19 protein-coding genes are annotated in these 22,053 nt (G+C 35.4%); 13 read left to right on the top strand and 6 right to left on the bottom strand.

The annotated features are described in order from the left end of the window. From nagB to DCO46_RS08630, 10 genes are all read left to right on the top strand, one after another. A partial coding sequence (gene nagB / locus DCO46_RS08675) for a glucosamine-6-phosphate deaminase (protein WP_116752163.1) occupies positions 1-1,867 on the top strand: 1,867 nt, incomplete at its 5' end. A 275-nt stretch (positions 1,868-2,142) separates the two neighbouring features. Further along, complete coding sequence (locus DCO46_RS08670; protein ID WP_012024448.1) at positions 2,143-2,379, top strand: DUF3820 family protein; 237 nt, start codon at positions 2,143-2,145, stop codon at positions 2,377-2,379. 444 nt (positions 2,380-2,823) lie between these two features. After that, entirely contained in the window at positions 2,824-4,437 is a 1,614-nt protein-coding gene (locus DCO46_RS08665) for a CTP synthase (protein WP_116752162.1), read from the top strand. 80 nt (positions 4,438-4,517) lie between these two features. Continuing rightward, positions 4,518-6,431, top strand: a complete 1,914-nt coding sequence (yidC, locus tag DCO46_RS08660) for a membrane protein insertase YidC (RefSeq protein WP_116752161.1) — start codon at positions 4,518-4,520, stop codon at positions 6,429-6,431. Between the two features lie 92 nt (positions 6,432-6,523). Beyond that, on the top strand, positions 6,524-7,270 hold the full coding sequence (locus tag DCO46_RS08655; protein WP_410503664.1) for a toxin-antitoxin system YwqK family antitoxin: 747 nt from the start codon (positions 6,524-6,526) through the stop codon (positions 7,268-7,270). 14 nt (positions 7,271-7,284) lie between these two features. Beyond that, positions 7,285-8,112, top strand: a complete 828-nt coding sequence (locus DCO46_RS08650) for a DKNYY domain-containing protein (protein ID WP_116752160.1) — start codon at positions 7,285-7,287, stop codon at positions 8,110-8,112. Positions 8,113-8,212: 100 nt separating this feature from the next. Then, positions 8,213-9,400 carry a tRNA 2-thiouridine(34) synthase MnmA gene (gene mnmA / locus DCO46_RS08645; RefSeq protein WP_116752159.1) on the top strand — a complete coding sequence of 396 codons (1,188 nt, stop codon included), beginning with the start codon at positions 8,213-8,215 and terminating at the stop codon, positions 9,398-9,400. Positions 9,401-9,441: 41 nt separating this feature from the next. Beyond that, positions 9,442-11,049: a S8 family serine peptidase gene (locus DCO46_RS08640; RefSeq protein ID WP_116752158.1), complete on the top strand. Its 1,608-nt coding sequence runs from the start codon at positions 9,442-9,444 to the stop codon at positions 11,047-11,049. A 12-nt stretch (positions 11,050-11,061) separates the two neighbouring features. Next, positions 11,062-12,006, top strand: a complete 945-nt coding sequence (locus DCO46_RS08635) for an NAD(P)H-dependent flavin oxidoreductase (RefSeq protein ID WP_116752157.1) — start codon at positions 11,062-11,064, stop codon at positions 12,004-12,006. Between the two features lie 14 nt (positions 12,007-12,020). After that, complete coding sequence (locus DCO46_RS08630; protein WP_116752156.1) at positions 12,021-12,431, top strand: hypothetical protein; 411 nt, start codon at positions 12,021-12,023, stop codon at positions 12,429-12,431. A gap of 72 nt (positions 12,432-12,503) precedes the next feature. Here the strand turns inward: DCO46_RS08630 and DCO46_RS08625 are convergent, their stop codons facing one another. Further along, a complete protein-coding gene (locus tag DCO46_RS08625; protein ID WP_116752155.1) occupies positions 12,504-12,941 on the bottom strand; it encodes a DUF4268 domain-containing protein in 438 nt (145 codons plus the stop codon). 93 nt (positions 12,942-13,034) lie between these two features. On the opposite strand from DCO46_RS08625, the gene DCO46_RS08620 reads away from it, so the two are divergent. Both DCO46_RS08620 and DCO46_RS08615 read left to right on the top strand, forming a co-directional pair. Further along, entirely contained in the window at positions 13,035-13,694 is a 660-nt protein-coding gene (locus tag DCO46_RS08620) for an NUDIX hydrolase (RefSeq protein WP_116752154.1), read from the top strand. 116 nt (positions 13,695-13,810) lie between these two features. Continuing rightward, positions 13,811-14,620: a lysophospholipid acyltransferase family protein gene (locus tag DCO46_RS08615; RefSeq protein ID WP_116752153.1), complete on the top strand. Its 810-nt coding sequence runs from the start codon at positions 13,811-13,813 to the stop codon at positions 14,618-14,620. Positions 14,621-14,731: 111 nt separating this feature from the next. On the opposite strand, the gene DCO46_RS08610 is transcribed toward DCO46_RS08615, so the two are convergent. From DCO46_RS08610 to DCO46_RS08600, 3 genes are read right to left on the bottom strand one after another with little or no spacing between them, the layout of a single operon-like run. Continuing rightward, positions 14,732-15,364 (bottom strand): hypothetical protein, encoded by a 633-nt coding sequence (locus DCO46_RS08610; RefSeq protein WP_116752152.1) that lies wholly within the window; start codon positions 15,362-15,364, stop codon positions 14,732-14,734. 8 nt (positions 15,365-15,372) lie between these two features. Further along, complete coding sequence (locus tag DCO46_RS08605) at positions 15,373-15,867, bottom strand: RNA polymerase sigma factor (protein WP_116752151.1); 495 nt, start codon at positions 15,865-15,867, stop codon at positions 15,373-15,375. Between the two features lie 42 nt (positions 15,868-15,909). Continuing rightward, the gene (locus DCO46_RS08600) at positions 15,910-16,971 is read right to left on the bottom strand and encodes a DUF3810 domain-containing protein (RefSeq protein WP_116752150.1); all 1,062 of its coding nucleotides are present in this window, start codon (positions 16,969-16,971) and stop codon (positions 15,910-15,912) included. Between the two features lie 209 nt (positions 16,972-17,180). Between DCO46_RS08600 and DCO46_RS08595 the strand changes: the two genes are divergently transcribed. Then, positions 17,181-18,641: an aminoacyl-histidine dipeptidase gene (locus DCO46_RS08595; protein WP_116752168.1), complete on the top strand. Its 1,461-nt coding sequence runs from the start codon at positions 17,181-17,183 to the stop codon at positions 18,639-18,641. Between the two features lie 307 nt (positions 18,642-18,948). On the opposite strand, the gene DCO46_RS08585 is transcribed toward DCO46_RS08595, so the two are convergent. Further along, positions 18,949-19,722: a carboxypeptidase-like regulatory domain-containing protein gene (locus DCO46_RS08585; protein WP_116752149.1), complete on the bottom strand. Its 774-nt coding sequence runs from the start codon at positions 19,720-19,722 to the stop codon at positions 18,949-18,951. A gap of 251 nt (positions 19,723-19,973) precedes the next feature. After that, positions 19,974-21,881, bottom strand: a complete 1,908-nt coding sequence (locus DCO46_RS08580; protein ID WP_116752148.1) for a DEAD/DEAH box helicase — start codon at positions 21,879-21,881, stop codon at positions 19,974-19,976. Between the last annotated feature and the right edge of the window lie 172 nt (positions 21,882-22,053).

Here is a 22,053-nt window from a genome sequence, read left to right as displayed (position 1 = left end):
GGTTGTTTTTGAAAACTCCGGGGAAGCATCAAAAGCAGTTGCCAAAGAAATTGCCGCATTAATCAAGGAAAAGCAAAAAGAAAACAAACCTTGTATCTTAGGACTGGCAACAGGCTCATCCCCAAAAGGGCTGTATGCAGAACTAGTACGTTTGCACAAAGAAGAAGGTTTGAGTTTCAAAAACGTAATCAGTTTTAACCTGGACGAATACTATCCGATGGAACCCAATTCCATCAACAGCTATGTTCGTTTTATGAAAGAACTGCTGTTTGATCACGTCGATATTTTACCCGAAAACGCCCACGTTCCCGACGGACTTCTGACCAAAGAACAGATTGCGGATTACTGCCACGAGTATGAAGCCAAAATCGAAGCTTTGGGGGGAATCGATCTTCAGATTCTGGGAATCGGAGGAAACGGACATATTGGTTTTAACGAATCCGGATCCCTGCAAAACTCAAAAACACGATTAGTCGCACTGGACCATATCACCAGAGTGGCGGCAAGCAAAGACTTTTCCGGATTAAGCAATACGCCAAGAACCGCCATCACCCTTGGAGTCAAAAAAATCATGGAAGCCAAACAGGTTATCCTAATGGCCTGGGGAGAAGGAAAATCAAATGTGATTAAAAAATCAGTTGAAGATGAAGTAACCAACCAAATTCCAGCCTCTTTTTTACAAGAGCATGACAATGCTGTTTTTGTTTTGGACAAGGAAGCATCTTCAAAACTAACCCGAATCAACAGCCCTTGGCTGGTAGAAAAAGTAGTATGGACAGACCAACTGACCCGAAAAGCAGTTTTAGGCCTGGCCTTAAAACTTAAAAAGCCAATCCTAATGCTTACCGATGCCGATTATATCGAAAACGGAATGAGCGATTTACTGGCAGACTCGGGCCCGGCTTATGACATCAATATCAAGATATTCAACAAACTGCAAAATACCATCACAGGATGGCCCGGCGGAAAACCAAACGCAGACGATACCAACCGTCCCGAAAGAGCAGAACCGGCAAGAAAACGAGTACTTATCTTCAGTCCGCATCCCGATGACGATATCATCAGTATGGGCGGAACCTTTATGCGTCTGCAGGAGCAGGGGCATGAAGTACACGTAGCCTACCAGACCTCAGGGAACATTGCGGTTGCAGATGACGAGGCACTGCGATTTGCCAGCTTCGTAATTGACTACAATGAAAAATTCGGAATCCAAAGCCCTCAGGCCGATGCGATTTATGAAAAAGCAGTTACTTTCTTAAAAAATAAAAAAAACAGCGAAATTGATATTCCCGAAGTCCGTTACATCAAAGGCCTGATCAGAAAAGGAGAAGCAAGAGCCACCAGCCATTTTGTTGGATTGCCGGACAGCCAGATCCATTTTATGGAACTTCCGTTTTATGAAACCGGAACTATCGAGAAAAAACCAATCGGAGCTGAAGATATCCAATTAACAGTTGATTTAATCGAGAAAATCAAACCCCACCAGATTTATGCAGCCGGAGATTTGGCAGACCCGCACGGAACACATAAGGTTTGTCTGGATGCTATTTTTGAAGCGGTAAAAGAGCTAAAACCAAAACCGTTCATGGATGATTGCTGGTTATGGCTGTACCGCGGCGCATGGCAGGAATGGGGAATTGACGAAGTAGAAATGGCCGTACCGATGAGCCCGGATCAGGTTTTGGAAAAACGCCACGGAATCTTCAAACACCAGTCACAAAAAGACGGAGTGGTTTTTCAGGGAACAGATGCCAGAGAGTTCTGGCAAAGAGCCGAAGACCGTAATCACGAAACAGCTGCATTGTACCAACAGTTAGGTCTGGCAACATACGCTGCGATGGAAGCTTTCGTGAGATGGCATTATTAAAAAAGTTACTAAGGTTCTAAGATGCTAAGATTCTAAGTTTTTTCTACAGATTAAAAGATTCACATAGATTTTGGTATTCTGTTTTCTGTTACGAATTGAATGAATTTTCACAAATTAAATTCGTGATAATTTGTGTAATTCGTGGCAAAAAAAAACATTTTAATCTTGTAATCTGTGGCATAAAAAAGAAAAATAATAATAGCTTTGTAAATAATTAGAAGCAAGAGGAGAGAAAATCTATGTTCTTTCATCTTGCTTCTTTTTCTTTAAAAAATATGGAACAAGACAAAAAGCTTCTCATAAAATTAGCTCACACCAAAATGCCCTTCGGAAAATACGAAGGACGTTTTCTAATAGATCTGCCAGAATATTATGTGGTATGGTATCATAATAAAGGCTTTCCAAAAGGAGAATTGGGCCAGCAGTTACAATTGATTTACGAATTAAAATTAAATGGACTGGAAGAGTTAATCCGAAATATTAAGAAACAATATCCGAAACCTGTTAAATAGTAAGAAAAATCTTTGGCTATTTAATTTTTTTTGTATAAGTTTGAAATACAAAATATTATAATTTTCAAAAACAAAATGATACCACAGAATTCAAGCCTGAATTCATAAATGTGTACAAGTCAGTGTTTTTTAAATTATAATATTTTTTTTGTTTAAAAGCCTGCCTTTGCGATAATATTTATTTTACTTCGAAAAAACACGGCCGGTACTTTCTGGTTTTATATTTATTTTGTTTTAAAACTTCCTCAAAAATATTTTAAGTCAGAATTAAGGACATTCCTCAAAAAAAATCTCTAATTAAAAGTTAAAATTATCGATTACAAAACCAAGTAATCGATCTGTTTAAAAATTTGCAAATTATCTCATTCTCGAATTGATAAATTGTCTAATTAAATTTGTACTTTTGCCAAGTTTTTTACACAACTACTTACAAACAACAACAGAATGAATCAAACAAAATATATTTTTGTTACAGGCGGTGTGACTTCTTCATTAGGAAAAGGGATCATTGCAGCATCTTTAGCAAAATTGTTACAAGGCAGAGGATACCGTACAACTATTCAAAAATTTGACCCGTATATTAATGTGGATCCGGGAACTTTGAATCCGTATGAGCACGGAGAATGTTATGTAACAGATGATGGTGCAGAAACAGATTTAGATTTAGGTCACTATGAGCGTTTCCTAAATGTTCCTACTTCTCAGGCGAATAACGTTACAACAGGAAGAGTTTATCTTTCGGTTATTGAAAAAGAAAGAAGAGGAGAGTTTTTAGGAAAAACAGTTCAGGTTGTACCTCATATTACAAACGAAATCAAAGACAGAATGCAATTGCTTGGTAAATCAGGTGATTATGATATCGTTATTACTGAAATTGGAGGAACTGTCGGAGATATTGAATCTCTTCCATATATAGAATCTGTACGTCAGTTGGTTTGGGAATTGGGAGAAAATAACGGAATCGTTATTCATTTAACTTTAGTTCCATTTTTGGCTGCTGCAGGGGAATTAAAAACAAAACCAACACAGCACTCGGTAAAAACTTTGATGGAAAGCGGTATCAAAGCTGATATCTTAGTTTGTAGAACAGAACACGAATTGTCTCAGGAATTACGCCAAAAACTGGCTTTGTTTTGCAACGTAAAGAAAGAAGCCGTTATTCAGTCAATTGACGCTTCAACAATATATGAAGTTCCAAATTTAATGCTTGAAGAAGGATTGGATGTTGTGGCTTTAAAGAAATTAGATTTACCTAAAAAAGCATCTCCGGATCTTAAGAACTGGAATACTTTCTTACGCAGACTGAAAAATCCAAAACAAACTGTCAATATTGGTCTGGTTGGTAAATATGTAGAAATGCAGGATTGTTACAAATCTATTTTAGAGGCGTTCATTCATGCAGGTGCTGCAAACGAAACTAAAGTAAACGTAATTTCTATTCACTCAGAGCATATTAATGCTGAAAACGTAGAAGAGAAATTAGGAACTCTTGACGGAGTTGTAGTAGCTCCCGGATTTGGAGAAAGAGGTATTGAAGGAAAAATTGAAGCAGTTCGTTTTGTACGTGAAAACAACATTCCGTTTTTCGGAATTTGTTTAGGAATGCAAATGTCTGTTATCGAATATTCCAGAAATATTTTAGGTTACGCTGAAGCGAATTCTACTGAGATGAACGAGAAAACTCCTCATCCGGTTGTGAATTTGATGGAAGAACAAAAAACAATTACCGATAAAGGTGGAACAATGCGTTTAGGGGCTTGGAAATGTAACATCAAACCAAACACCTTAGCGTATAAGATATATGGAGAAAAAACTATTTCGGAGCGTCACCGTCACCGTTATGAGTTCAATAATAAGTACGCAGACGAATTGCAAAAAGCAGGTTTAATTGCATCCGGAGTAAACCCGGATACAGGATTGGTTGAAATTGTTGAACTTGAAAATCATCCGTTTTTCATTGGAGTACAATACCACCCGGAATACAAAAGTACCGTTGCTAATCCGCACCCAATTTTTGTGAATTTTGTAGCTGCTGCTGTAAATGCGCATAAAAAATAATAATTATATTCTGAGAAGATGTAACTTTTGAGATCAACTCATAACTAATAGCCTTTAATGAATAACTTTTTTAAATAATAATGGAAGAAAAAAAATTTGACTTTAATTCAATCATTGGTTTTGTATTGATATTTGGAATTTTGATTTGGATTATGTATCAAAATCAACCTTCTGAGAAGGAAATTGCTGCTGAAAAAGCCAAGAAAGAATTAGTTGCTAAACAAGAAGCCCAGGCTAAAACGGATAAAACTAAAACGGCTGCTTTGCCTGTTGTTGCAACAACTCCCGGAGATACAGTTCAATTGGCGAAATTGCAAAAAACGTTAGGTGGTTTTGCTTATTCTGCTACGCTTCCTTCAGCAAAAGAATCTTTTACTACTGTTGAAAATGAAAAGATAAGACTAAAAATCGCCAATAAAGGTGGTTATATTGTTGAAGCTACCCTGAAAGAATTTGAAAGGTTTGAAAAAGGTTCTAAACAATTGGTTGAACTGATAAAAGACAATAACTCCCACTTGAATATTCAGTTTCAGACAACTGACAACAGAACATTAAATTCAAAGGATTTGTTTTTTGAGCCAACATTAGAAAAAGTGGGTCAGGATCAGGTTTTGTCAATGCGTTTAAAAGCAGGTGCCAATGAATATCTGGAGTACAAATATGTATTAAAACCAAATGATTATTTAATTGGTTTTGATGTTCGTTCCCAGGGATTGAATAAAGTTTTGAATGCTTCTAAACCATTAGATTTACAATGGGATTTAAAAACATACAGAAACGAAAAAAGTATTTCGTATGAAAACCGTTATTCTCAGATTGATTACAAATACGAAGAATCAAAATACAATAACGTAAGTCCACAAGGAGAAGGAAAAGAAGAAACTCCTGTAAAAGTAAGTTATGTAGCATTTAAACAACACTTCTTTACCACTATTTTATCTTCAGAAAAACCATTTGAGACTTCAAAATTGTATTCTGATAATTTAGTTAAAGATGAAAAAATTGATACTGTTTTTACAAAACAATTCAGAGCTAATCTGCCTTTAGCATTCTCAAATGGTGAGGTTGACTATAAAATGCATTTGTATTTTGGTCCGGCAGACTATAAAGTTTTAAAATCTTACGATAAAAATTTCGAAAAAATTATCCCGTTAGGATGGGGGATTTTCGGATGGATCAACAAATTGATTTTTATTCCTTTATTCGGGTTTTTAAGCTCAACAATCGGATTGTCATTAGGAATTGCAATCATTATTTTTACTATTATTATCAAATTGGCTATGTCGCCAATTACCTATAAGTCATTCCTGTCTCAGGCAAAAATGAAAGTTTTGCGCCCGGAGATTACAGAATTGGGAGAAAAATTCAAGAAAGACCCAATGAAAAAACAACAGGAAACAATGAAACTGTACAACAAAGCAGGAGTAAACCCAATGGCAGGATGTATCCCGGCATTGATTCAGCTTCCGTTTATGTATGCATCGTTCCAGTTTTTCCCTGCGGCTTTTGAACTAAGACAAAAAAGTTTCCTTTGGGCAAACGATTTATCTTCATTTGACTCGGTTGTAAAACTGCCGTTTACTATTCCATTATATGGAGATCATATCAGTTTATTTCCGATTTTGGCAGCAATTGCAATTTTCTTTTACATGAAAATGACATCAGGAGACCAGCAAATGGCAGCTCCTCAACAGGAAGGGATGCCGGATATGGCTAAAATGATGAAGATCATGATTTATGTTTCGCCATTAATGATGTTAATTTTCTTCAATAGTTATGGTGCAGGTTTGAGTTTGTATAACTTTATTTCCAACTTAATTACAATCGGAATTATGTTTGTGATTAAAAACTATATTGTAGATACAGATAAAATCCATGCTCAGATTCAGGAGAACAAATTGAAAGAGCCTAAAAAGCAAAGTAAATTTCAACAACGTCTTCAGGAAGTAATGGAACAACAGGAAGCTACAAAAGCACAAAATAAGAAAAAATAAATTTCATAAAAAAATCTCGATTTATCGGGATTTTTTTATACCTGTAATATACTTTATAAAGTACAATGTCGTTTAAGTTTAAAATTGAATTTATGATGAATTTAAAAAGAATAATTTTTGGATTAGCATTGTTAAATGTTTTAATAATAAATGCTCAAACCGACTTCAATAAACTGGATGCTGACGGTAAAAAAGACGGTGTGTGGAAAGGAACTTATGAAGTTTCTAAACGTCCCCGTTATGAAGGAACTTTTATTCATGGAAAAGAAACAGGAATCTTTAAGTTTTTTGATGATACCAAAAAAGGAGATGTAATTGCAACACGTGACTTTAGTGCCAATGACGGAAGTGCTTACAACATCTTTTATGATCAGAACAAAAACAAGGTCAGCGAAGGAAAAGTAATAGGCAAAAACTACGAAGGCGAATGGAAGTATTATCACAAAGCTTCTAAAATTCTTATGGCCGTTGAAAATTATAAAAACGGAAAGCTGGAAGGCGCAAGAACTGTTTATTATCCAAACTCTAAAGTAGCAGAAGAGATGGTTTATGTAAATGGTTTGAAAGAAGGTATTTATAAGAAATTCGGTCAAAATGGAATTATCTTAGAGCAGACGACATACAAAAATGATGAATACAATGGTGACGCTGTTTTTTATGATTCAGATGGAGTAGTAGCTTCTGAAGGTAAATTTTTAAAAGGAAAAAAAGCAGGAATTTGGAAGTTTTATGTAAAAGGGAAACTTACTAAGGAAATAAACATGAGCGATCCGAAAAATGTCAATAAAATTTCTGAAAAAAGCGGAACCAAAAAAAATCTGCCCGAAAAAAAGCAGTAAAAAGTACATATTCAATGAAAGGACAAAAACCTGCAATGGAATTTAATGCGTACGATGAAAAAGCATTTTATTGGACGGATGGCAAGAATGTATTTTTTCGTGAAATGGTAATCAAAAATGCTGATATTGATTCTTTTGAACATTTTCCCGGATCATGGGCAAAGGATAATAAATATTGCTATTCAGGAGATACAAAGATAAAAGGGGCAGATGTTACCACTTTTAACGTGCTGAATTTTGCATATGCAAAAGATAAATCTCATGTCTGGACGCTCGCAGGTCTGATTCCACAAGCTGACCCGGAAACTTTTGAAGTTTGTGACAGCGGTAAAAAATTATTAGGAATCACTTTTTATCCCTCAAATAATAATAAAAAAAATAGATTTGAATCTTTTGTACCATACGGATTCGCTAAGGATTTAAATAATGTGTATTACTACGACTTTCAGGGCACCGCAAAGATTATAAAACAAGCCAATGCAGCATCTTTTCAATCTTTAGATGATGGCTATTTTGGTTTTGATGAGAAGTCTGTCTTCTGTGGAAGCCGGGTACTCCCGAAAGCAAAACCGGAAACATGGAATAAATTGCAGGCAGGATATTTTTATTCTCAGGACAGCAACAGGATTTATTATTTTAATAGATTAATTAAAGAAGCAGATGCAGCTTCTTTTGAAATTGTAGTGGTTCCTTCCGTATTTGAAACTCCAACCCAATATGCCAGGGATAAAAACCATTATTATTTTACTGATCAGATTTGTTCAAAAGATGATTTTGATAAATGGACAGAAGAAGAAACTGCCCAAAATCAAAAGTATATTGAGGAAAATAAAATGCAATAGCTTTTATCTACTTAAGCATTGCATAAACTAATTAAAACTACTGTAATTATCTAGATTTTGACTTACCTTTGCACCCTTATAAAAATATAAAGGAGTTAAAATGAAACGTGTAGTTGTTGGACTTTCCGGTGGAGTAGATTCTAGTGTTGCTGCTTATTTGCTTCAGCAGCAGGGATATGAAGTTATAGGCCTTTTTATGAAAAACTGGCATGATGATTCGGTTACCATTTCTAATGAATGTCCGTGGTTAGAAGACAGTAATGATGCTTTATTAGTAGCGGAAAAACTCGGAATACCGTTTCAGACTGTTGATTTAAGCGAAGAATACAAAGAAAAAATCGTTGACTATATGTTCAACGAATATGAAATGGGAAGAACTCCAAATCCTGATGTGCTTTGTAACCGCGAAATCAAATTCGACGTTTTTATGAAAATTGCTTTAAGTCTTGGTGCAGATTATGTGGCAACGGGACATTATTGCCAAAAAAGCGAAATCGAAGTTGACGGTAAACCCGTTTATCAGTTAATTGCCGGAGCGGACAATAACAAAGACCAATCCTATTTTTTATGTCAGTTATCTCAGGAACAATTAGCAAAAGCATTGTTCCCGATTGGAGCTTTAACCAAACCGGAAGTTCGCGAAATTGCAGCCGAAATGGATTTAGTTACAGCAGAAAAGAAAGATTCTCAAGGACTATGTTTTATCGGGAAAGTACGTTTACCTGAATTTTTGCAACAAAAGTTACAGCCTAAAGAAGGTAAAATTGTTCAGATTGATAAAAATGACCCGATTTATAATTTCGAAAAACCAGCCGGTTTAACGTTAGAAGAAGAGTTAAAATTAGAATCTCAGAAACCAGACTACCTTCCGACAATGGGGAAAGTAGTGGGAAAACATCAGGGAGCGCATTATTTTACAATCGGACAGAGAAAAGGACTTAATGTTGGCGGAACAACTGATCCGTTATTTATCATTGCGACAAATGTTGAAACAAACACTATTTATACCGGTTTAACAAGCCAGCATCCGGGTTTGTTTAAAAAATCATTATTTATAGAAAAATCAGAAGTGCACTGGATTCGTACCGATTTGACTTTAAAAGCCGGAGAAAGCATGGAAGTAATGGCAAGAATCCGTTACAGACAGCCTTTGCAAAAAGCAACATTATACCAATTTGAAGACGGAATGTATGTTCGTTTTGGCGAACCGCAATCTGCTATCACAGAAGGACAGTTTGTTGCCTGGTATTTCGATAACGAATTAGTTGGTTCGGGAGTAATTTCTTAGCTTTATACTTTTTAGAAAGGATTCCTTTTAAAAAGTATCATATGAAACACTACTACTTTACAGTAATACTATTATTATTTTCTTCTGCGATGTTTTCGCAACAAGAGGCATGGGTTTATTTTTCGGGTAAACCAAACGCTCAGCAATACTTAGATGCTCCTTTAACAATGCTTTCGCAGAAAGCTTTAGACCGGAGAATCAATCAAAATATTGCTTTGGATATTACAGATGCTCCTGTAGAGAAATCGTATATAAACCAGATAAAATCAAGTGCAGGAATAACCATTATGGCACAGTCAAAATGGTTGAATGCCCTGCATATTCGCGGTAATCAGGCTGATGTTAATGCCTTAAAACTGCTTCCTGTTGTGAGTAAGGTAGTTTTTGCGGATAAGACTTTAAATACTTCAAAAAAAGTTCCTGAAACTGTAACTGCAAAAACAAATAAAACACTTAAAACCACTGTTGATTATAATTACGGAAACTCAGCAACTCAGATCCAGATGCTTAACGGGCAGGTTTTACACCAGCAAAATTATACCGGTTCAGGAAAAATAATCGCAGTTTTTGATGCCGGTTTTCCCGGAGTAAATACAGCACAGCCTTTTGAGAATCTCAGAAATAATGGACGAATTTTGGGAGGTTATGATTATACAAACAGAAATGATAATTTCTATACCGGAGGCGATCACGGTACTTTGGTTTTATCTACAATGGGCGGATACAAAGAAAATGCCCTGATAGGAACTGCTCCGGATGCTTCGTATTACCTTTTTATCACAGAAATTAACGCTCTTGAAAATCCGCTGGAAGAATCGCTTTGGGTTGAAGCAGCCGAAAAAGCGGACAGCCTGGGGGTTGATATCATAACCACATCGTTAGGATATTTTGGCGACAGGGATGAACCCAGGTACAATCATACCTATAGTGATATGAACGGGATAACCAATTTTGTTTCTCTGGGTGCTGAAGCTGCTTTTAGTAAAGGAATGATTGTTCTGGCCTCAGCAGGTAACGAAGGCGATAGTCCGGAACCACATATTGGCAGTCCGGCAGATGCGGCTTCTGTGCTTGCAGTGGGTTCTGTTATGGCATCAAAAGTTAAATCAGTCTTTAGTTCGACCGGGCCAAGTTATGATAACAGAATAAAACCCGATATAATGGCAATGGGAACCGCTTCGGTAGTTTCGGGCGCTACGGGAAATATAGGAACTGCAAACGGAACTTCTTTTTCGTGCCCTATTATGGCAGGAATGGTTGCTTGTTTGTGGCAGGCTTTTCCGTCTAAAACCAATACAGAAATCCGAAAAATGATTTTAGAATCGTCAGACAGGTATACACTTCCTAATAATAATTACGGATATGGAATTCCGAATTTTGGTTCTGCTTTGGGAACAGAAAGTTTTGTAACGGAGAACATTTTTTCAGTATATCCAAATCCGGTAAAAAATGATATTTCTTTTTCATTTTCAAAACAGACAGGAACAGCTTTAGTCTCTGTGTATTCTGTTTTGGGACAAAAAGTAATTGAAAAACAAATTACCAGTCAAAATCCAATTCTTTCCTTGCAATCCTTAAAAAGCGGCCTCTATTTTTATACTTTTGATGCCGAAGGTTTTCACAAGACAGGAAAGATTATCAAACAATAACGGCATTTTTAAATGAATAGAATTACGCAACTTTTTAATATAAAATATCCAATAATTCAGGGAGGAATGATTTGGAACAGTGGTTATAAATTAGCCAGTGCCGTCAGCAATGCGGGAGGGCTGGGGCTAATTGGTGCAGGTTCTATGTATCCGGAAGTATTACGCGAACACATTCAAAAATGCAAAAAAGCTACGGATAAACCTTTTGGGGTCAATATTCCGATGTTATACCCAAACATTGAGGAAATCATGAATATTGTGGTGGAAGAAGGTGTAAAAATTGTTTTTACATCTGCAGGAAATCCTAAAACATGGACCGCTTATTTGAAAGAAAAAGGAATAACCGTAGTTCATGTAGTGAGCAGTAGTATTTTTGCCTTAAAAGCGCAGGAAGCAGGCGTTGATGCAATTGTAGCGGAAGGTTTTGAAGCCGGAGGACATAACGGACGTGATGAAACGACAACACTGACATTGATTCCGATGGTAAAGGAAAAAATTCAGATTCCGATTCTCGCTGCCGGCGGAATTGCAACCGGAAGAGGAATGCTGGCTGCCATGGTTTTGGGTGCTGATGGCGTACAGGTTGGAAGCCGTTTTGCCGCATCAGTAGAATCGTCTGCACACAATAATTTTAAAGAAACTATAGTTACTATAAAAGAAGGGGATACGCAATTGACTCTTAAAGAGTTGGCTCCGGTAAGATTGGTTAAAAATAAATTTTACCAGGATGTTCAGGCATTGTATGAAAAGTGTCCCACAAAAGAAGAATTAGTAGCGCTTTTGGGCAGAGCAAGGGCAAAAAAAGGAATGTTTGAAGGTGATTTGGAAGAAGGGGAACTTGAAATTGGTCAAATTGCCGGACTTATTCATGAAATTTTGCCTGTTGAGAAAATTATTCAACAAATGATGACCGATTTTGAAATTGCCTGCAAAGAAAAAGCTAAATTTGAGTTCTAATAGCCCTAAATTACATGAATATTTTACGTAACTATATATTAATCCTTTTTTTGGGACTTTGTTTTCAGCAATCTTATAGTCAGTCTTATCGCTTTAAAACATCCGGTTTTAGCGTGCTGGAAAAGAATGAAAGAGGAAAATGGGGCGAATGGTCAAATCTCGATTTGGTCAATCTTTCTGTAATACTGGACACAGATAAACACCGGATTGTAGTGTATTCTCAGGAAATCCAGCTATTCAACATTATAGAATATATAGAAAGGGAAGAAAATGATACCGATATTGTTTATTCTTTTCTCTGTAAAGACAATAACGGAACCGATTGTAAAATATCAATAATCACCCGAAAGAAACAGGATTATCGTAAACAGCTTTATATTAATTATGATAATCAGATTGTTGTCTATAATATTTTTACCGTTTAATAAAAAAACAAACCCGCTATTTTTTTGAAAACTGGCGGGTTTGTTTTTATGGCTTATTTTAAATTCAGAAAATTAAGATTCAATATCCTTAATAAACTCATCATATTCCAGATAAAACATTTCCAGGGCATGCATTTTTTCGTTGAAGAAATCAAAAATTGCATCCCAGTTATTTTTATTACTGAATCCGACTCCTTGTTTTTCAACCCAGATTCTGCTGATGGTTTTGCCGCTTTCCAAAGTGTAGTTTTTTTCGAAAACCAAGTCTTTAATAAATTCTTCTTCCAGTATATTTCTTAAAGCCTCTATTTTTTCAAAATAGGCAGTTCTTTTCTCATCGCTTCGGTGTTCGATATCAATTAAAACCTGGGCTTTTTTATTGTCCACAAAAAACTTAAAAGAGAAATCTTTAATTTTTGTATCATAAAGCACCCATTTTCTTGGGTATTTTTCGGCGAAAGCCACCCAAAACTCCCTCTTTATCCTTTGTGATTCTTCTCTACTGTACATTTATTATGGCTTTAGATTCCTGAAAACTTGTAAAAACGCCTTTTCTGGACTATATTTATATTTTATTTGAAAGTACAAAAATAAACTTTGAATATGGATTTTCAAGATTTTTTGCAATATGTTCCTAATATAATTCCGGTAAAATTGCCGGCCACTTCAGCCCACTTAAAAATGGCGCCAAAAGAGCGGGCAGAAGGTTTAAAAAATTTAGATATAAATGCATTAAATCCCAGAGTTGCCGCAGTTATGATGCTGCTTTATCCTAAAAATAAAGAAACACACCTGGTTTTAATCGTTCGCAATGCTTACGATGGGGTACATTCCTCACAAATTGCCTTTCCGGGAGGAAAATATGAAACCACAGATTCGGGATTTGAAGAAACGGCTTTGAGGGAAACACATGAAGAAATTGGGGTTTTACCAGAAAACATCAAAATTATCAGAGAATTCAGCCCGATGTTTATTCCTCCGAGTAATTTTTTGGTACATCCTTTTTTAGGTATTTCATCAGAAGAACTTTCATTTTATCCTGATGTTCGGGAAGTTGCTGCAGTCATAGAATTGCCGCTTTCTGTTTTCCTTGATGATGAAATTATCATCGAAGCCACATTGTCAACTTCTTACGGTTCTAATATTCGCGTTCCTGCCTTTAATATTCAAAATCATATCGTGTGGGGGGCAACGGCGATGATATTAAGCGAATTACGAGAGGTTTTGAAAATAACTTTTGAACAAAATTTGCAAAAACAATAAATTAACAATTTGATATTCATTACGATAACGATTTGTTCCTGAAATTGCTTAAAGATTTTGCTAAATAAATAAATTTTGTATGTTTGCGACTTAACTAGAAAACACAATACACAGCTATGGGATTGTTTAAACGAAATCCTTTCGGACATATATTATTCATCAAGAAATGGTTAATCCGTATTTTGGGTGCCATGACTCACAGAAGATATAGAGGTTTTAACGACTTACAGATCGAAGGGTCTGAAATCATAAAAACGTTACCGGATACGAATGTTCTGTTTATATCAAATCATCAGACTTACTTTGCAGATGTTGTGGCGATGTTTCATGTTTTTAATGCCAGCTTAAGCGGGCGTCAGGATAATATTAAAAACATTGGTTATTTATGGCAGCCTAAAATGAACCTGTATTATGTTGCTGCCAAAGAAACGATGCAGGCAGGATTATTACCAAGAATTTTAGCTTATGTGGGAGCCATTACAGTAGAAAGAACCTGGCGTGCGAAAGGGGTTGATGTGACAGAAAAACGTGATGTAAATCCTAATGATACTGAAAACATCAAAATTGCTTTGGAAGACGGATGGGTAATTACTTTTCCGCAGGGAACAACAAAATCATTTAAGCCGGTTCGTAAAGGAACAGCTCATATCATAAAACAACACAAACCTATTGTAATTCCTATCGTAATTGACGGATTCCGTCGTTCTTTTGATAAAAAAGGGTTACGAATGAAAAAGAAAGGCATACTTCAGTCTTTTATTATCAAAGAACCGCTTGATATTGACTATGAGAACGACACCATTGACGAAATCGTAGAAAAAGTAGAGTATGCAATAGAACAACACCCGTCATTTTTAAAAGTGATTCCTGCTGAAGAATTAAAAATACAGGAAGAACTGAATCAAATGAGAAAATGGGATTATTAGGCAGTTAGTTTTTTTTGTTTCAGGTTTCAGGTTTAAGATTTGAAAAACCTTTGCACCTTTGCACCTTTGTACCTCTGACCCTTTGAGCCTAAAAAAACCTTAGTCCCTTAACTAAAAATCTATCTTCTTCAACTCCTTATAATTTGCATATAACCTGCGTAGAAGAGTTCCGTATAACAATCTGTAAAAGCACCAGAACGCACCTAAAAAGGCTAAAGTAACCAGAACCAGAATTCCGCCTGTAACAAACATTGCCTTGCCGTTTGTGGCTATTTTTTCCCTTAAAAAAGTCATGTCAGGATTGTACACAAAAGCAATGAAAAAGCTGATTATAGAACTTATTACGGCCATTCCCAGATTATACCATACATAATACTGAACCGTTTTTCGTGTTTTTAAAATACTGCTCATCAGTAATTTGGTAGATTCCGTAGTAGAAATAGTCTTGTAGTTTTTGTAGAAAAACCAGACAAATATTAAAACAACAACATAATTAAAATATGTCATCACTTCAAGATAAAAAATCATCTCCGGGTGTTTTATCTTAATCAGCATTTCATCAGTGCTGAAAAATAAATTGGAGACTGTCCAGAATAAAATTTCCAAAATACTAATAATCAATATCCATTTTACAATAGAAGATGATTTTTTATGAATCATTTTATAGATTTCATTTTCTGAAATTTGTTGAAAAGAATCGGCGTTCTTTTTCCAGTCTTTTTTTAGTAAATCCAGTTCTTTCATAATAATTTTTAAGGATTTAGTATTTTTTTAAGTTTCCCTTTAATTCTGTTCATTTTCACACGTGCATTCACTTCGCTGATTCCTAGGGTTTCTGCTATTTCCTGATAATCTTTATCTTCTAAATACATAAAAACTAATGCTTTTTCGATGTCATTAAGCTGGTAAACCGCTTTGTACATCAGTTTAATCTGCTCTTCTTCTTCATAATTATAGTCAACATCTTTTACAAAATACTGATGACTTTCATAATCTACGGTAGATATGGTCCTTTTGGTTTTTCGATATAAGGTAATGGCTGTATTTAACGCAACGCGATACGTCCAGGTCGAAAATTTACTATCGCCTCTAAATTTAGGATACGCTTTCCATAACTGAATGGTAATTTCCTGAAACAAGTCTTTATGAGCATCTTCTCCAGCAGTATACAACCTACAAATTTTGTGGATTATATTCTGATTTGCCTGCAATTGCGCAACAAATGACTGTTCTAGATTTTCGCTCATATAAGTATTAGTAGTTATGAAATCATTTTTGTTACAGTTGAATTAAAGTTTTCTTGTCTTATAATAATTCAGCGTTAAATCTATAAACTTGCTGTAGCTTTCCATACCATCTTTTTGGTTATTTGATTTTAAGAAACTATCCCAAAGGAAGTGAAAACCCTCATCAATAAAAGTGTCGTATTTTTTCCAGAAATCCCAGCTTTCCTGGTAATTTTTTAAAATTCCGATATTGACTTGTTTCTTTAATGCCTTAAAGATTTTTTCGTCCTTATGCTGCCAGATGCTAAGACAATAACTCAGGGTAAAACTGTATCCTGCATATTGGTAATATAAATTATCATTTTTAACCGATGCCAAAACGCCAATAAAATTACATTCATTTTCACTGGCAAAGCCAATCTGATGCGCCATTTCGTGGGCTGTAGTTAACGGGAAAGTATACATGGGCATTAAATCATTGACCTGGGCTTCATTTGTAAATGGATTTAAATAACCGCCAAATCCCATGTAAGTCAAAGGAAGGCTGAACAGCGATTTTTTGACACTTAAAGTTTTATACTTAAAATAAGGATGTTCTTTTGCCAGGTTGTCATAACCATTCAAAATCATTCGGAATGATTCTTTTTGAGAATACGGAAAAACAATCTTTGCAGTGTCGCTTTTTGTAATTTGGTACTGAATTTCGTTGGTTTTTACAATTAATCTCTTTGTAAAAGCCAAAAGATCGGCATCAGAATATTCCCGTTTGATTTCCATTTTTTGAAAAAGGGGCTCGCGGTAATAGTTGAAAGCCCAAAGGAGATGAAATAAAAAGTAAAAAACAGAAATTTTACCGACCATTTTTAAAAGATGGTCTTTCCAGTCTGTCTTCCATGTTTTTCTGATTTTCCAAAACCAGCTAAGAATAGAAATCATTAAAATTGCATAAATGCAGTCGCCAACAGAAAACGGAATTTTGCCTAAAAGGTTTCTTGAAAAGTGTGAAATCCTAATGTATAAATTGTTGCTGTAAAAGCCTTCAACAAAATCTGAAAAATACGGCAGGGTTCTTAAGAAGATAATCTGAACAAGAAGAAATAGGGGTAAAATGTATTTTCGTTTCACAGTTTAATTTTTAGATACGTAAATATAATAATTACAATATTGTCTGTTTAAAAAAAGTTGACCATCAATTCCACAAATTTTAGATAATTACTGATTTGTATAATTTCAAAGCCATTATAATTTGCGCTAATTCGTGCAATTTGTGACGAGAAAAGCATTTAAACTTTGTAACTTTGGGACTCTTAATTGTTAAACTTCAAACAAAAAATATGAGTCAGGAAATAAGAAATCTGGAGCCAAAAGCACTTTGGAATAAATTTGCAGATTTGAACGCAGTTCCCCGTCCTTCAAAAAAAGAAGAACGTGTAATTGAATTTATGAAAAACTTCGGAAACAATCTGGGTTTAGAAACTTTTGAAGATGAAATTCGAAATGTAATCATTAGAAAACCTGCAACACCAGGAATGGAAAACCGAAAAGCGATTGTGCTGCAAGGACATCTTGATATGGTTCACCAAAAAAATGCTGATACCGTTTTCGACTTTGATACACAGGGAATCGACATGTACGTAGATGGTGACTGGGTTCGTGCGCGAGGTACAACGCTTGGTGCTGATAACGGGCTGGGAGTTGCTACGATAATGGCGATTTTAGAAAGCAAAGATATTCCGCATCCTGCAATTGAGGCTTTGTTTACAATTGACGAAGAAACCGGAATGACAGGTGCTTTGAATTTAAAAGGCGGGATTTTGCAAGGTCAGATTTTATTGAATTTAGATACTGAGGAAGATGATGAAATTGATATAGGCTGTGCTGGCGGAATTGATGTAACGGCTACAAGAACATATCATGAAGAAGAAGTTCCGGAAGGTTCTGTTGGACATATTATTACCGTAAAAGGGCTTAATGGAGGTCATTCAGGAATGGATATTCATAAAGGTCTTGGAAACGCTAATAAAATCATGAACCGTTTGTTATTTGATGCTTTTGAAAACTTTGGTTTACAGGTTGCTGAGATTAATGGTGGAAGTTTACGAAATGCAATTCCGAGAGAAAGTGTAGCAAAAGTTATTATTTCGGAAATGTTTGATGAAGCATACATTTTTGACATGCAGGAAATCATCAACGATATTAAAGCTGAATATAAAACGACTGAACCAAATCTTACTATCGAAATCGTGAAATGCGATTTGCCTGAAAAAGTAATGGATTTAGGTGTTCAGGAAGGAATCATCAGAGCTATTTATGCAGCACAAAATGGGGTTTACAGAATGAGCGCTGATATGGCTGATTTAGTCGAAACTTCAAATAATATTGCACGTGTTATTGTAAAAGATGGTGAAATTTTGGTAGGATGTTTAACGCGTTCATCAGTTGAAACTTCAAAATTTGATTTGGCAAATTCATTGCGTTCAGCTTTTGAATTGGTAGGTTGCGAAGTGGAGCTTGCAGGATCTTATCCAGGCTGGACACCAAACGTAAATTCTGAAATTTTAGAAGTTTTAAAAGATATTTACGAAAAACAAAATAATGAAAAACCTAAAGTTGTGGCTTGTCATGCAGGTTTAGAGTGTGGGATCTTAGGAACAAATTATCCGGATATGGATATGATTTCTTTTGGGCCAACGATTCACGGAGCGCATTCTCCGGATGAAAGAGCAAGTATTTCTTCAGCTCAGAAGTATTGGAAATTTGTATTGGAAATTCTTTCGAACATTCCGGTAAAATAAAAGTCTCAGTTTGCAGTCGCAGTATTCGGTATTTAAAAACTGAAAACTGCGACTGTAATTAAAAACTAATCTTAGTCTCTTTTTGGACTATTTTTCTTCTCTCTTTTTTCCTCTTTCTTTTCCTTTGCAGTTTTTAGAGGTTCTTTTTTTGCTGTTTTTTTTGCGTCTTGACCTTTTGACATGATAAATAGGATTTAGTTATTTCTTTCTTTTATAAGTAAATTTATGTAATATTCTGATTTACAGGAATTATATTTCCAAAAAAAAATCCCCAATTATAAATTGAGGATTGATTTATATAATAGTATTAATTTCGTTTTAAAACTTTGTATTGTTCATAACAAGCGCTAATAGCGTCCATAATCTGCAAATCGTTTGCTGTTTGGATAAAAGAATCCGAATAATTACAACGGTGCATAATTTCCGGGATTTCATCTTTGCTAATCCCTAATAATACGGCAACGGTTTCACGATCGTATTTAGATTCTAATAGGTTTCTTACCGTATCATCTTTTTTCATTTCCTTTAATTTCCTCAGCTCTTTTCCGTTTTTACCAAAGAAACCATAAAGCACATCGGCAGGATTAAAAATAGACCCCAGGACTTTACCAAAAGCGTTTGGAGAATATTCTCCGGCTTCATAACCTTGTGTAAGGCCGGAAATACTGTAACGGTAATTTTCTTTTGTTGGAATTAACTTAGAATCGACTTCAAGGTATCCTGTCAGGTTAAAAGGGGCAATGATAACTTCTTCAAGTGCAATTGCTTTTTCAGTAAGCTGAATTCGGGTTACTTTATTTTTAATCCAGTCATTTGTTACTCTGATTCTTAGGGATTGAAATCCTAAGATAGAAAAGTGTAATGTATCATTTACCTGAACATCAATTTCAAAATATCCTTTTTCATCAGATCTTGCGCCCCGTACTTTATTTGTATTAATAACGTTTACGCCAGATAAAGGTTGTTTGCTGTTGTCATTGATAATGTAACCTGAAACTCTTTGTGGAACTGTTGTCTCTACGTCTTGTGCAAAGCCAATTGTAGAGAATAACATAAAAAAGAAAACTGCGAAATATTTCATATCCTGATTTAAAGCACTAAAAGTACTAAATAGGGATTAAATATTTCGAAGTATCCGAATATAATTATCAGAAAATTAACAAAGCCGGCGGTGTTGCTTTTTGTATTTAAATAAAAAGGGATGAGGAAGATTAAATTACATTGTTTTAGATTACAAAACTCATTTTAGGAGTAAGATTCTTAATGTAAAAAAAATCCCAAACTCCAATTATATCTGGAATTTGGGATTTTGTATTTTAAGATATTAAATAATTAATCTCTTCTTGGTCTTCTTGGTCTTGGTGAATCACCAAAGCTTTCAGAACGTCTAGGAGCTCTGTCTGAACCACCTTCGCTTCTTGGAGCCGAACTTCTAAAACCACCTTCTCTTTTTGGAGCAGATGAATTTCTGTCGCTTCTGAAACCACCTTCTCTTGGAGCTGAGTTTCTGTCGCTTCTGAATCCACCACCAGAACCTTCGCGTCTTGGAGCAAAGTTTCCTTCTCTTCTTGGTCCGCCAGAACTACGTCCGCCGCCACGGTTATTGTGGTCACGTCTTCCTCCGCCGTCATTTTTAGAAATTTCAACATTAATACGACGTCCTTCTAACTGTACGTTGTTTAATACTTCCATTACTTTATCAGTGTGCTCAGGATCAGTGTTAAAGAAAGAGAAACCTTCTTTTACATCTACTTTGAAAACGTCATCACGACCTAAGTCTAATGTTTCTTTCAGGTAATCTTTAAGAGTCATCCAGTCAAAGTTATCTCTTGAACCGATGTTTACAAAATAACGAACTGCTCCGTTATTATTGAATTCTCTTGGCTCAGAGTCACTTCTTTCGCGTCTTTCTCCAGATTGAGTAGAGATATCTCTGTTCTTTTTGTAGTAAGCAATAAAACGGTTAAATTCTACAGATACCATTTTCTTAATCAATTCTTCTTTAGATAAACCTTCAAGAACATTGTTAATTGCTGGTAAATAGTTGTCAATTTCGTGATCAACTTCAGTATCCTTAATTTTAGTCGCTAAGTGTAACAATTGAATTTCGCAGATTTCAATTCCGGATGGGATTGCTTTTTCTTCGAATTTTTGTTTGATAATTCTTTCGATAGAAGAAATTTTACGCAACTCACTTTTTGTAACAATTACAATAGAAGTTCCTAATTTTCCAGCTCTACCAGTACGTCCGGAACGGTGATTGTATGTTTCAATTTCGTCAGGAAGTTGGTAGTTTACTACGTGAGTAATATTATCAACGTCAATACCACGTGCAGCAACGTCAGTAGCAACAAGCATCTGAATTTGTCTTCCACGGAAAGATTTCATAACACCATCACGCTGTGCCTGAGATAAATCTCCGTGCAAAGCAGCAGCACTATATCCGTCTTCTATTAATTTTTCGGCAATTGCCTGAGTATCTCTTTTTGTACGACAGAAAACCACAGAGAAAATATCCGGATTAGCATCTGCCAAACGTTTAAGAGCTTCGTAACGATCACGAGCATTTACTAAGTAAAATTCGTGAGAAACTGTTGCAGAACCAGAATTTTTAGTTCCAACAGTAATTTCTACCGGATCGCTCATAAATTGTTTTGCAATTCTGGCAACCTCTTGTGGCATAGTTGCAGAGAACAACCATGTACTTTTTTGATCTGGAGTATCTGATAAAATAGATACGATGTCTTCATAGAATCCCATGTTCAACATCTCATCAGCTTCATCAAGAATACAGTAATCTATATTTTTAATGTTAACCAAACCTCTGTTGATCATGTCCTGCATTCTCCCCGGAGTTGCCACAATAATTTGTGCTCCTCTTTTAATGTCCCTAGCTTGCTCTGTAATACTAGCCCCGCCGTAAACTGCTACCACATTAATACCTTTCTCGTATTTTGAGTAGTTTTTAAGTTCGTTGGTAATCTGTAAACAAAGTTCTCGTGTTGGCGATAAAACTAATGCTTGTGTATTTCTGTTGTCAGCATCAATTTTTTGAATTAGCGGAAAACCGAAAGCTGCCGTTTTCCCTGTCCCTGTCTGAGCCAACGCAACCATATCCGTGTCTTTTTCCAATAATAGGGGAATCGCTTTTTCCTGTACTTCTGACGGATTCTCAAATCCTAGATCTAAAATCGCCTTCAGTAACGATTCATTCAATCCTAATTGTTCAAATTTATTCATATGTATTTTTAAAATAGGGTGCAAAATTACTGTTAATTATTCAGATAAACTAATGCAATTTTAAGAATTATGTATTTGTTATGATTTGATTATCAAAAAGTTATGTTTGATTCAAAATCATTATGGTAAGAAATGGAAGAAAAATGAAAAAAAATACGTCTGGAAATATAAT

Source organism: Flavobacterium sp. HTF, from assembly GCF_003105115.1.
In the GTDB taxonomy this organism is placed as follows: domain Bacteria; phylum Bacteroidota; class Bacteroidia; order Flavobacteriales; family Flavobacteriaceae; genus Flavobacterium.
Note: the sequence above shows the minus strand (reverse complement) of the source record. Positions and strands in the feature narration are given on the sequence as shown.